The 12399-nt window shown below is 74.6% G+C and carries 10 protein-coding genes; 3 read left to right on the forward strand and 7 right to left on the reverse strand.

Annotated elements, in window-relative coordinates; genetic code table 11:
• Positions 1-116 precede the first annotated feature (116 nt).
• Positions 117-1142, forward strand: coding sequence for a PHP domain-containing protein (locus tag AB0O36_RS33495; protein WP_365116887.1), 1026 nt, complete (start codon positions 117-119; stop codon positions 1140-1142).
• 22 nt (positions 1143-1164) lie between these two features.
• On the opposite strand, the gene AB0O36_RS33500 is transcribed toward AB0O36_RS33495, so the two are convergent.
• Genes AB0O36_RS33500 through AB0O36_RS33510 form a run of 3 tightly spaced genes read right to left on the reverse strand, consistent with a single transcriptional unit; the run spans position 1165 to position 7064 of the window.
• Positions 1165-3852: a bifunctional serine/threonine-protein kinase/ABC transporter substrate-binding protein gene (locus AB0O36_RS33500; RefSeq protein ID WP_365116889.1), complete on the reverse strand. Its 2688-nt coding sequence runs from the start codon at positions 3850-3852 to the stop codon at positions 1165-1167.
• Positions 3853-3858: 6 nt separating this feature from the next.
• Entirely contained in the window at positions 3859-6144 is a 2286-nt protein-coding gene (locus AB0O36_RS33505) for a bifunctional serine/threonine-protein kinase/ABC transporter substrate-binding protein (protein ID WP_365116891.1), read from the reverse strand.
• Positions 6144-7064, reverse strand: coding sequence for a hypothetical protein (locus AB0O36_RS33510; RefSeq protein ID WP_365116892.1), 921 nt, complete (start codon positions 7062-7064; stop codon positions 6144-6146). The genes AB0O36_RS33505 and AB0O36_RS33510 overlap by 1 nt, the downstream gene beginning before the upstream one ends.
• Positions 7065-7781: 717 nt before the next feature.
• Here AB0O36_RS33510 and AB0O36_RS33515 point away from each other — a divergent pair.
• Together AB0O36_RS33515 and AB0O36_RS33520 are read left to right on the forward strand one after the other, a co-directional pair.
• Positions 7782-8894, forward strand: coding sequence for a glutamate--cysteine ligase (locus tag AB0O36_RS33515; protein ID WP_365116894.1), 1113 nt, complete (start codon positions 7782-7784; stop codon positions 8892-8894).
• 140 nt (positions 8895-9034) lie between these two features.
• Positions 9035-10024: a TIGR03557 family F420-dependent LLM class oxidoreductase gene (locus AB0O36_RS33520; protein ID WP_365116895.1), complete on the forward strand. Its 990-nt coding sequence runs from the start codon at positions 9035-9037 to the stop codon at positions 10022-10024.
• On the opposite strand, the gene AB0O36_RS33525 is transcribed toward AB0O36_RS33520, so the two are convergent.
• The 4 genes from AB0O36_RS33525 to AB0O36_RS33540 all read right to left on the reverse strand — a co-directional run.
• Entirely contained in the window at positions 9952-10527 is a 576-nt protein-coding gene (locus tag AB0O36_RS33525; protein WP_365116897.1) for a DUF6328 family protein, read from the reverse strand. The genes AB0O36_RS33520 and AB0O36_RS33525 overlap by 73 nt on opposite strands.
• The gene (locus AB0O36_RS33530; protein ID WP_365116898.1) at positions 10520-11023 is read right to left on the reverse strand and encodes a hypothetical protein; all 504 of its coding nucleotides are present in this window, start codon (positions 11021-11023) and stop codon (positions 10520-10522) included. The genes AB0O36_RS33525 and AB0O36_RS33530 overlap by 8 nt, the downstream gene beginning before the upstream one ends.
• A 275-nt stretch (positions 11024-11298) precedes the next feature.
• Positions 11299-11781 carry a hypothetical protein gene (locus AB0O36_RS33535; RefSeq protein ID WP_365116899.1) on the reverse strand — a complete coding sequence of 161 codons (483 nt, stop codon included), beginning with the start codon at positions 11779-11781 and terminating at the stop codon, positions 11299-11301.
• Between the two features lie 69 nt (positions 11782-11850).
• A partial coding sequence (locus AB0O36_RS33540; RefSeq protein WP_365116901.1) for an Hsp70 family protein occupies positions 11851-12399 on the reverse strand: 549 nt, incomplete at its 5' end.

Below are 12399 nucleotides of genomic sequence, written 5' to 3' on the forward strand. Positions count from 1 at the left end.
GAAGACGTACGCAGGACTGCGAAGACGCTCGCGGGACCACGAGAACGCATCCGGGACTGCGAGAACGCACGTGCCCGCCGCCGGCGTACGCGCCGGGCGGGAGGCAGGAGGCGCCGATGGATCCGGTGGCCGCGCTCCGGCGCATCGCCTTCCTGCTGGAACGCGCCCAGGCTCCGGCCTACCGCGCGCAGGCCTTCCGTACGGCCGCCGCCCGGGTGGCCGGGATGCCGGAGGGGGAGGCCGCCGCACGGGCCGCCGCCGGCACCCTGGAGGCCGTCAAGGGGATCGGGCCGAAGACCGCCGGGGTGATCGCGGAGGCGGTCGCCGGGCGGATCCCGGAGTACCTCCAGCACCTGGAGGACGAGCTGGAGGCGGAGACGGACACACCGCTCGCCACCGGCGGACGGGGAGGGGAACTGCGGGCCGCGCTGCGCGGCGACTGCCACCTGCACTCGGACTGGTCGGACGGCGGCAGCACCATCGAGGACATGGCACGGGCCGCGATCGGACTCGGCCACGAGTACGCGGTCCTCACCGACCACTCGCCACGGCTGACGGTGGCGCGCGGACTCTCCCCGGAGCGGCTGCGCGAACAGCTGGACGCGGTGGCGGAACTGAACGCGTCCTGGGCACCGTTCCGGCTGCTCACGGGGATCGAGTGCGACATCCTCGACGACGGCGCGCTGGACCAGGAACCCGAACTGCTGGACCGGCTGGACCTGGTGGTGGTGTCGGTCCACTCCAAGCTGCGGATGGACAAGCGGGCGATGACCCGCCGGATGGTGGCGGCGGTACGGAACCCGCACGCGGACGTGCTGGGGCACTGCACGGGCCGGCTGGTCACCGGGCGCGGGCGGCCGGAGTCCGAGTTCGACGCGGAGGCGGTGTTCGCGGCGTGCGCGGAGGCGGACACCGCCGTGGAGGTCAACAGCCGCCCGGAGCGGCTGGATCCGCCGCGCCGGCTGCTCCGGCAGGCGGTCGAAGCGGGCGTGCTGTTCTCCGTCGACACCGACGCGCACGCGCCGGGGCAGCTGAGCTGGCAGGTCCTCGGCTGCGCCCGGGCCGAGGAGTGCGGGGTGCCGGCGGAGCGGGTGGTCAACACCTGGCCGGTGGAACGGCTCCTGGCCTGGACGAACGGGTGAGCAGCGCTCGGGTGAGCAGCGCTCAGGAGTCGGTGCGGACGTCGGCGTAGATCCCCAGGTAGCGGTACGCGCCCGAGGTGACCTTGTAGAGGTGGCCCAGCCGGCCGTCGATCAGCGAACGGCTCGTGGGGTCGTGCTCAAGGGTCTTGGCCAGGCCCCGGTAGGGGGTGCGGAAGATCCGCCGGGACAGGCCCGACCGGTCCCGTCCTCCCTCCGTCAGCGCCGCGAGGGCGGTGGCGACCAGGCCCACCGCGTCGTACGCCTCGGTGGCCCAGCGGGCGGGCGGTGCCCCGTACGCCTTCCGGTGCGCGGCGGTGAACCGGGCGGCGGCGGGCACGGCGAGCGGGTCGGTGAACAGCGCGCCGAACACCCAGCCTTCGGCCGCCCGGCCGGCGTCGGCGAGGAAGCCCGGCTCCATGACCTGCTGGATGCCGACGCGTGGCCCGCGGAACCCCGCGTCGGCGAGGGCCCGGGCGAACCGGACGGCGCGCTCGGGTGAGTTCGAGGTCAGGACGGCGGCATCGGCCCCTGCCGCGGTCAGGGCCGCCGCGGCCGCGCCGATGTCGGAGCCGCTGCCGGCCGCCGGTACCCGGTGCACCGTCACGGTGCCCCGGGCAGGCGGGGCCTGCTGCATGAACTGGCTGATCCGCCAGGCGGTCCGCCCGCCGGCCTCGTCCTCGACCACGGCCGTCCGGGGCGAGGGCCGGACCTGTGAGAGGTAGTGGATGATCGGGAAGCTGATCTGGACGTCGGCGGGGCGGGTCAGGCACAGCGTCTGCCACGTGGACGCGGCGTTCTCGGGGCTGTCGACCGACACCGGCAGCAGGGCGAGGTCGGCAGCGGCGCACACGCCCGCGACGGTGCCCAGGGCGGCGTCCCAGGTCGGGCCGAGCACTGCGGTGACGGCCGGATCGGCGGCCAGCTCCCGTGCCACCCGCTCGGCGCGGGCGGCGTCCCCCGCATCGTCGGCGACCTTCAGCACGAACCGGAACAGGGCGTCGGGCCGGGCGTTGTGGTCCTCCACGGCCAGCCGCGCACCACGCTCGTGTGCCTGGCCGGTGGCCTTGCCGGGCCCGGTCAGATCGGCCTGCAGCCCGAGCGCGAAGACGGGCAGGTCCCGCGTTCCCGTGCTGCCCTGGCCGGCACCGGCCTCGCCGCCTGCGCCACCTCCGCCGCGAAGGAGTACGGCCGGTACGGCGGCCACCGCCAGCGCGGCCCCGCCGAACGCGAACAACCGCCTCCGGCTCAGCGCCGTACGCGGGGCCTCCCCGCCCGGTACGCCCTCCACGCCCTCCACGGCCGCGCCGGGAATGCCGTCCGCCCGGGTGACCTCAGGCGCGGGCAGGTCGAGCGCACGCGTGGACCGCTCGGTGATCAGCCGCCGGAGCCCGGGCGGCAGCCAGTCCCCCGCCGTTCCGTACGCGGGACCGGCGGCATCGGCGGCGTCCTCGACGGTGTCCGGGACGGCGCGTGGCGGGGCGGCGGAGGGCCCCGGGGCGTTCGGCGCGGTCGGGGTGTGGGCGGCCGCCGGCGGCGGGGCCTGCCCGGCGCCCGGGTCGGGCGCCACGGGCACCGGTGGGGCCGGCCGCCCGGCCGTGGGCGCGTCCGCCGCCGGCGGCGCGGGCCGCACCGGAGCCGGCCGGGGACCGGCGACGGGCCCCGGCCCGGGCCCCACCGTCGGCGCGGCGGTCGGCCCGACCGTGGGCGCGGCGGGGCCTCCGAGGGCCGCAGAACCACGTTCCGGCTCCGGCTCCGGGACGGCGTCGGCCGCTCCGGTGGTGTCCTCACTGTCCGCCACGCTCCCCGCAGTGCCCGGCGCACCGGGGAGGGCGTGCAGTTCGCCCGAAACGGGCTGGACACGGTCGGCCACGTCCGGGGCGGCGTCGGCCGGCTCGACGGCCTCGCCGCTCCCCCCGAGCAGGACGCGCAGTTCGGCCGGGGTGGGGCGGGATGCCGGGTCCTTGGCCGTGCAGGAGGCGATCGCGGGGCGCAACTCCTCGGGAACCTCGTCCAGTTCGGGTTCCTCGTGGATGGTCCGGAAGACCACCGCCGCGGGATGCCCGCCGCCGAACGGCCCGCGGCCCGTCGCCGCGTAGGCCAGGACGCAGCCCAGCGAGAAGAGGTCACTCGCGGGTTCCGGCGCCGGGGCACCCGCCCTGGCCAGCTCGGGCGCCAGGTAGCCCGGCGTGCCCACCACGGCGTCCGCGGACGTCAGAGCGGTCGACCCCGTCTCCCGGGCGATGCCGAAGTCGATCAGGCGCGGGCCGTCCAGGGCGAGCAGGATGTTGCCCGGCTTGACGTCCCGGTGGACCAGCCCGGCCGAGTGCACCTGCTCCAGCGCCTCGGCGAGCCGCACGCCCAGCGTCCGTACGGTCCCGGCCGGCAGCGGACCGTACGCGGCGACCGCCTCCGCGAGCGAGGGGCCCGGGACGAACGGGGTGGCCAGCCACGGTTCGCGGGCCTCCGGGTCGGCGGCGACCACCGGCACGACCCACCGTCCGGTCAGCCGCCCGGCGGCGGTCGCCTCGCGGCGGAACCGGGCGCGGAAGGCCGGGTCCGCCGCGTGGTCGGCGCGGATGACCTTCACGGCGACCAGGTTGCCCGCCGGGGACCGGCCCAGGTACACCGTCCCCATACCGCCCGAGCCGAGGCGGCCGAGCAGCCGGTGCCCACCGATCGCGGCGGGATCGGCGGCGGTGAGCGCACGCACCGGGCGCTATCCCGCCGTTGCCTGCGTGGCCGGGCCCACGTAGCGGAAGCGCCCGCCCTCCACCCGGTACTCGAAGAACAGGTTCCCGTCGAACCCGCGGTGGAAGGGCGGAGGCTGCTCCACGAAGGCGAAGTCCTTGGTGATGCCCTTGAAGGTGCCCCGGCCCAGCGCCGCCAGCAGTTCCGTACGGGTCGGACGCCTGCCACCCGGCGCGGCGCTCTTCCCGGGCGCGGCGCTCCCGTCCGGCGTGGCGCTCGTCGGGGCCGAGGCCCCGGCAGCCGTCACCAGCCGGTCGATGACCATCCGGGCCGCGTCGTACGCCTCCGCCGTCCAGATCCCGGGCGCCGAGCCGTACGCGGCCCGGTGCGCCCGCGCCAGCTCGGCGACGGCGGGCGCCTCCGGCGCGACGTACGGGGCGAAGGCCTGCCAGCCCTCGGCCGCCGCCCCCGCCGCCACGAGGAACTCGGGGCCCGCGATGGTGTAGTCGACCGCCCGGGGGCCCTTGTAACCACCGGCCGCCAACAGCGCGGCGGCCTTCGCGGCCTTCGCCGGGACCCCCGCGTAGAAGAACCCGTCGATCTTCTGGTCGAGCATGTCCTTGACCACCGGTGCCAGATCTCCCGTACCGCGCGGGACGACCCGGCCGTAGCACGTGGCCTCCGGCGTGAAGGCCCCGAGCGTACGGGTGATCAGCTGCACGGTCTGCCAGCCGTCGATGTCGCCGTCGCGGTCGCACAGCAGCCCCAGCTTGCGCACCTTCCGGCTCACGGCCAGGTTCATGTCGACGCCCAGGGCCTGGGCCGAGGTGAGGGGGCCGAGCTGGAAGAAGCTGCGGCGGTCGGCGATGCCGTAGTTCGTCGCCAGCGAGGACACGCTGAGCAGCGGCAGGGCGGCCTCGCCGTACAGCTCCAGGCAGGGACCCACCGATGCGTTGACGGTCGGGCCGATCACCGCGAACACGTCCTCGTTGCGGATGAGTTCGTTCGCGGCCGCCGGCGCGCGGTCGGCGCGCCCGGCGTCGTCGACGGTGACCACCGACAGCGTGAAGGGCTTGTCCTTGCGGGAGTTGAAGGCATCGACGGCCAGCCGCACCCCGCGTTCCTGGGCCTGCCCGGCGGCCTTCCCCTGGCCGGACAGATCCGCGTGCACCCCGATCGCCCACGCACGGCCGCCGGTCGCGTCCCCCGACCCCCCGCCATTCCCCTTGCCCTTCCCCTTCCCCTCATCGCGCAGCGCCAGCCACCCGGCCACCCCACCGCCCGCCGCGAGCACCGCGGCCCCGGAAGCCAGGGCCAGGAACCGGCGGCGGGAGGGCCGGCCGGCGCCGGCTTCGGCCTCCGACACGGATGCCGGCACGGGTGCCGCTTCCGGATCGGCGACGGTCTCGTCGATGCCCGGGAGAGCGAGCAGCTCGGCGGCCCGGTCACCGATGGTGGCGACGACCGCGTCGGGCAGCCAGTCGGTGCCCCCGTCCGGCGCGTCCCCGCCGAGGGCTCCGCCGGCCTCGGCCGCAGTGGGGCGGATGTCGGGGTGTTTCGCGAGGCAGGTGCGCAGCAGCGCGGTCAGCGTGGGGTCGGCCAGCACCTCCGGGCCGAACTCCGGCTCGTCGTGCACCGTGCGGTAGAGGACGGCGTCCACGGCGCCGCCCCCGAAGGGCAGCACGCCGGTGGCGGCGTAGGCGAGCAGGCAGCCGAGCGAGAAGACGTCTCCGGCCGGCTCCGCGGGGCTGCCGCCGGCCTGCTCGGGAGGGAGGAATCCCGGCGTTCCGATGACCACATCGGTGGAGGTCAGGACGGTGTGGTCGCCACCGCGCGCGATCCCGAAGTCGATCAGACGGGGCCCGTCCATGCCCATGAGCACATTGCCCGGTTTGACGTCCCGGTGGACGAGGCCCTGCCCGTGCATCACCTCCAGCGCCGAGGACAGCGCCCGGCCCAGGATCCGTACGGCGGGCAGCGGCAGCGGGCCGTGGGCGGCGACGGCCTCGGCGAGCGAGGGGCCGGGGACGAAGGCGGTGGCCAGCCAGGGTTCGGCGGCGTCGGGGTCGGCGCCCAGGACGCGGACCGCCCAGGGGCTGTCGACGCGGCCGGCGATGTCCGCCTCGCGGCGGAAACGGGCGCGGAAGTCGGCCTCGTCTGCGTATTCGGCGCGGATCACCTTGACCGCGGCGAGCGCGCCGTCGTCCGTACGGCCGAGGTAGACCACGCCCATTCCGCCGGCACCGAGCCGCGCGAGCAGCCGGTACCCGGCGATCCGGGAGGGGTCCGAGGGGAGCAGCCGGTCCAGGGACATCAGCCCGCCGCCTTTCCGAGCGCCTGCCTGGCCAGCATCGACATGTGACTGGTCCCCTGGACCACGAAGGCCTGGAGTTCCGGCTTGGTGTAGCCCTCGCTCCCCTTCACGGCGACGGCCAGGGTGACCGGCCCGTACTGGGCCTGGGACCAGGTGTAGGGATACGCCTTCCCGCCGTCGGCGGTGTTGACGTACTCGCCCAGTTCGGCGAAGGCGTCCTCGGTCCAGCCGTTCAACTCGTCTCCGTAGTAGAGGGCGTTGCCGATGAGCTTCTGGAGCCCCTCTCCTTCCCTCAGCTTCTGGTCGGGGCAGCGCAGCACTTCCTCCATGGCCCGGGCGGTCTCCCAGCCGGACTCCTCGCGGGTCCGGTGAACGGTGACCGTGGCATTGATCCGCACCGTGCCTCGGCCGTCCCGGGCGGGGATGTGGAAGTAGCGGGTCCGGCTGGCGAGGACGTCCGCGGGCAGACCCCCGGTCTGCCATACGCATTCCTGGTCGAGCACGGCCCAGTGGGCGGGATCGCTCTCGAAGGGCGTACTGCGGGTGACTTGCTGCCCCAGGTCGGTCTGATCGAGAAGGATCCTGCCGACCAGGGCCCGGGCCTCGGCGGCGGTCCTGGGCTGCTTGGCCTCGTCGACGGGCGGGATGAGGGCACTGGTGGGCTTACCGGCCGCGCTGGGCGTGCCGACGGTACTGGGCGCGCCTGGCTTACCTTGCGCGCCTTGCGTGCCTTGTGTGCCAGACGGGTCTGGCGCGGGCGTGCCCGGCGCGGCGTTGTTCGGGCTCGGGCCGCTGCCCTTGGCCGACTTGTCGGCCGAGCAGCCGGCGAGTGCGAGCGCGAGCAGCGCGGCAACGGCGCAGCCGCGAGTGCGCAGCGCGCGGCGCCGTGTGTGCGTTCCGTGTCCTTCGTGTCCCCCCACGGGGAGATCGTACGGTCAACACCGGCGCCCCGTACGCCGGTTGCGGAGACGGCGCTCCTGCTTGCGGGGGGGTGGGGGGCGGCGCTTGCGTTTGGCGTGCTTCGCGGGGGGGGGTGTCCCACCCGCTCCACCCGTACAAGGCATCAGGATGCTGAGCCACCTGTGGGTGGCCGGGCGCCGTTGGCGGCCGGCGGGTGGGTGTGGGGGTGTGCCGGTGCTTCGCCTGGACGGCACCAGGGAGGTGCCCGGGGGCCCAGCGAAGCACCGGCACACCCACAACCCCACCCGCCGACCGGTCCCCCTCCGGACAGACTCTGGTTGGTGCCCCTGCCCCCGCCCGACCACCTCGTCCGGTCCGGGACACGGTGCCAGGGGGGCGGGTGGGTGACCCCGCCCCGGCCCGATGGGGCTCGGGGGGTGGAGCGGGCCCCAGGTGCCACCTGTGACACCGACAGCCGGCACGAAAAAACATCACTGCCCGACCCCGCCCTCACCCCTTCTCACCCCGCCTCCCGCCCTGCCCCCACCCGCCCCCACACCCGGCGACGTGCGGGGTGGGCGTGTTGGGTGTTTTCTGGGGTATTGGCATGGGGCACCGCGAGGCGTCGCCACGAGTGCTGCCAGTCACCACGAGTGCCGCCAGTCACCACGAGTGCCGCCGGTCACCACGAGTGCCGCCGGTCGCAAGGAGTGCTGCCAGTCGCGAGGAGTACTGCCATGAGTCTGCTCACGATGGGGGTCGAAGAGGAGTTCCTGCTGGTCGACCGGGCCAGTGGGGCACCGGCCGACCGCGGGTCGGTCGTGGTCTCTTCCGCCGGCGAGGTGCTCGGCGATCAGGTCCACTCCGAGTTCTTCAACGCCCAGATCGAGGTCAACAGCCAGCCCACCGCCGACTGCGGCGCGCTGCGCGCCGAGCTCGCCCGGCTGCGGCGGACCGTCGCCGAGGCCGCGGCCGACGCCGACTGCCGGATCATCGCCTCCGGCACACCCGTACGCCCCCCGGACGAGCCACTGGCCGTGAGCGGGTACGACGAGCGCTACGCGCGCATGGCACGGCGCTACCCCACCCTGGTGGACGCCCAGGACGGGCTCGCCTGCGGCTGCCACGTGCACATCGGCACCCTCGACCGGGCCCAGGCCGTGGGGCTGACCGGCCACATACGTCCCTGGCTGCCCGCCCTCCAGGCGCTCTCCGGTAACTCTCCGTTCTCCTCGGGTCACGACACCGGCCTGGCCAGCTGGCGGTCGGTACGGTTCGGCCGCTGGCCCACGGCCGGCCCCGCGCCGCTGCTCGCGCTGGAAGCCGAGTACGAGGCGTACGCGCAGGCCCTGGTCGACCGGGAGGTGTTGCTGGACCGCAAGATGATCTACTGGTACGCCCGCCCGTCCGAGCACGTGCCGACCCTGGAGGTGCGGGTCGCGGACGTCAACGCGGACCTGGACACGGTGGTACTGCTGGCAGCCCTGGTCCGCGGGCTCGCGGCAGCCCTGCTGCCCTCCGTGGCCGAGGGGGCGCCTCCGCCCCCGGTGCCGCACCGGCAGCTGGTCGACGCGCACGCCCTCGCCGCGGCGAACGGGCTGCGCGGGACGGGGCTCCATCCGGCGACCGGCGAGGAGATCAGCACCGAGCGGCTGGTCATGCTGCTGCTCGCCCAGGCCGCGCCGGGCCTGGAGGCCACCGGTGACCTCCCGCTCGCGGAACAGCAGCTGCGGCGGCTGTGCGCCGAGGGCGACGGGGCGTCCCGCCAGCGGGCGGTGCACGAACGCCACGGGCGGCTGCGCGGTGTGGTGGACGCCCTGGCCTCCGCCACCTGCGGCGACGACGGCTGAACCCGATCACGGCAGGGGCCGACTGGTTCACCTCCATAACCGTCAGCATCAGACGGTCCCACCGGCCCCGCTGGCCCCACCGGCACCGACACCACCATCCGGCCCCACCCCCGCCCCCCACCCCTGGCGGTGATGACCCGATGACCGAGTTCGGGTACTTCCTCTCCTGCGAGGACTTCCGTCCCGCACAGCTGCTGCGCCAGGCCGAGCAGGCCGAGCAGGCGGGCTTCCGGTCCCTGTGGATCTCCGACCACTTCCACCCCTGGATCGGCCGGCAGGGCAACAGCCCCTTCGTCTGGGGGGTGATCGGGGCCCTGTCCCGGACCAGCCGCCTGCCCGTCGAGACCGCCGTGACCTGCCCCACCGTGCGCGTGCACCCGGCGGTCATCGCGCAGGCCGCGGCCACCTCCGCGGTGCTGCTGGAGGGCCGGTTCCGGCTCGGCCTGGGCAGCGGCGAGGCCCTCAACGAGCACATCCTCGGCGGGTCCTGGCCGGCCGCCGACGTACGCCTGGAAATGCTGGAGGAGGCGGTCGCGGTCATCCGCCTGCTGCTGACCGGCGAGGAGGTCTCGCACCGCGGGCGGCACTACACGGTGGAGAACGCCCGCCTCTACACCCTGCCGGAGATCCCCCCGCCGATCGACATCTCGGCGTTCGGGCCGGAAGCCACGGCCCTGGCCGCCCGGATCGGCGACGGACTGATCACCATGGCACCGGACGCCGGCGCCGTACGGCGCTTCCGCGGCACCGACGGGAGCCGGCCCGCCTACGGGGGCCTCAAGGTGTGCTGGGGCCGGGACCGGGCCGAGGCCGTGCGCACGGCGCACCGGCTGTGGCCCAGCATGCGGCTGCCCGGCGAGCTCCAGCAGGTACTGCCCACGCCCACCCACTTCGAACAGGCGGCCGAGTTGGTCACCGAGGACATGGTGGCCGGGGCGGTGCCCTGCGGCCCCGACCCGGAGGAACACGCACGGCACCTCCAGGCGTACGTGGACGCCGGTTTCGACCGGGTCCACGTCTCCCAGATCGGCTCCGAGCAGCAGGGCTTCTTCGACTTCTACCGTGACTCGGTGTTGCCCTTGGTCACCCGGGACTCCCGCGACGTCCCGGACGCCCGGGTGACCCGCTGACGCGCCCACAGCGGTACGGCGAACCACCAGAGCGCGAACCAGAGCGCCATCACCACCATCAGCACCAGCGCGAGCGTGTCGGGCAGGACCACGCGCAGGATCAGCAGGCAGGCCGAGGCCATGGTCAGGTAGAGCAGGACGATTCCGACGATGGTCATGCGGGAGGCCCAGGCAACGGTCTCCGGCTTCCGCCGCCGCCCGGCCACCAGCCGGTGGAAGGAGACCGGGCCGACCAGGGCGCCCACCGTGGCCGCACCGAGCAGCACGGTGATCACGTAGATGGCGCGGTCCACGTCCCCGAGCATGGCGAACCGGGGCTGGAAGACCACTGCCAGCAGGAAGCCGAACAGGATCTGCACCCCGGTCTGGGCCACGCGCAGCTCCTGGAGGAGCTCGGTCCACCGCCGGTCGGCCTGCTCCAGCGCGTTTTCTCCCCGTTCCTCGTCCCCGTCACCACTGTCACCGTCCCGCCCCTGCCGCTGCTCCTGGCCACGCTCAGGCATTGGGCTTCTCCAGGGGTCGCTCCAGCGATTCGTGCTCGTGGTGGGGGTGCTCCTCGTACGGGTGCTCCTGGGGCGAGTGGTGCCGGCGGTGCAGGATCCGGGGCTGGTGGACGATCCGGAAGCGGTGGATCTCCTGGGACAGCTCGCGGCCGTCGCCGTCCTCGAAGGTGCCGGTGACCTCGTACGTACCGCATTCCGAGCGGCCGACCGGCAGCCGCTCGGCCGGAAGGAGGATCTCGTACGGGCCGCCCGGCCGGAAGCTGCCGAGTGCGGTCCGCGTCCGGGCGACGACGCGGCCCTCCCGGCGCCTGGTGTCGACGAAGACCAGCCCGTCGACCGGCTCCCGGAGGTGGAAGGTCAGCGCCACGCTGACCACGGCTCCCTCCGGCAGTTCGAAGGGGCCCGGGGTGGGCGCGGACAGCGGGACGGTCAGCCGTCCCAGCTCCTCCGACTGCAGGGCCACGTCCACCAGCTCGAAGGTGGTGTCGGTCACCATGGCCGGCTCACCTCCGCACCGCGCGCGGCTGCCGGCCTTCGTCGAGCACGGCCTGCCAGGGGGCGTGCCGGCCCGACCTGCTCGACGCCCTCCGGCGCCCTCAGAAAAGCCACCCTCATCGCGTTCACGTCCTCATCTGCGGGTCTCCCCCCGGACGGGTTGTGCCGCGCGCCTGGCGGTTCGTGCCGCGCGGCGGATCGGACGTCCGGGCGCGGGCGGCAGTCATCGCCGGGATGGCGATGTTCCGCCCCCGCGCCTTCCCCGAGGAGCCGAGGTCAAACCGGGGGTGCCCGGCGGCCTCCGCCGGCACCGTCTCCCCCGTCGCCTCCGTCGCCCCCGTTGCCCTCGCCGCCGCCGTCCGTGTCCTCTCCGGCCCGCGGTCGCGCTCCCGCCGGCCCGCCCTCCAGGGAGGCCGTCATCCGGCGGCACCAGCGGAGCACCCCGCTGATCCCGCACGCCAGGGTGCCCGTCCAGGCAAGGGCGAACGCCCAGGCGAGCGCGGGTGAGGCGGAGGACGCCGCGGCCAGGAAGAGGCCCAGCGACACGACCGCCATGAATCCCCCGGCCAGGGCCATCCGGTGCGCGCGCAGGGAGTGCCGCAGCCGCCTGGCGTGCCGGGTCCGCCCCCAGGGCCGTACGCCGCGCCGCATGGTGCGCAGCCGTCGGTCGAGGACGGCGTCACCGCGCAGGTCCTGCTCGATCCCGGTCAGGATCGACCGTTCCCGTGCGGAAAGGCCGTCACCGCCGTCACCTGTCATGGCTGGCTCCTCGTCCTCGGTGCCGCGCCCTTGCTCTTGCCTGCTCTTGCCTGCTCTTGCCCCGTGCGCTTACCCGCCCGTCGGCCGAGTAGTGTCGTCCCGGGCATCGTCGTCGACGATCTCGGCGTCGACGACCTCCTCTGCCCCGTCGTCGGAGGCCGGTCCGCCGCCCGTACCGCCGGTGCCGCCCGCACCGGCCGTGCCGCCGCCCCGGCCGCCCTGTGCGGCGTACATCGCGGTGCCGATCTTCTGTGCGGCGGCGCTCGCCCGGTCGACGGCGGCCCTGATGGCGCCCGGGTCCTCGCCCTTGAGCTTCTCCTTGAGGTCGCCGAGGGCGGTCTCCACCTCGCCCGTGACGTCGGCGGGGATCTTCTCCCGGTTGTCGCGGATCAGCTTCTCCGTCTGGTGGACGAGCTGTTCGCCCTGGTTGCGGGTCTCCGCCGCCTCCTTGCGGCGGCGGTCCTCCTCGGCGTGCTCCTCGGCCTCGTGGACCATGCGCGCGATGTCGTCTTTCGGCAGCGAGGAGCCGCCGGTGACGGTCATCTTCTGCTCCTTGCCCGTGCCGAGGTCCTTGGCCGTGACGTGCATGATGCCGTTGGCGTCGATGTCGAAGGAGAC

It is taken from the genome of Streptomyces sp. NPDC089799 (assembly GCF_040684755.1).
Taxonomy (GTDB): domain Bacteria; phylum Actinomycetota; class Actinomycetes; order Streptomycetales; family Streptomycetaceae; genus Streptomyces.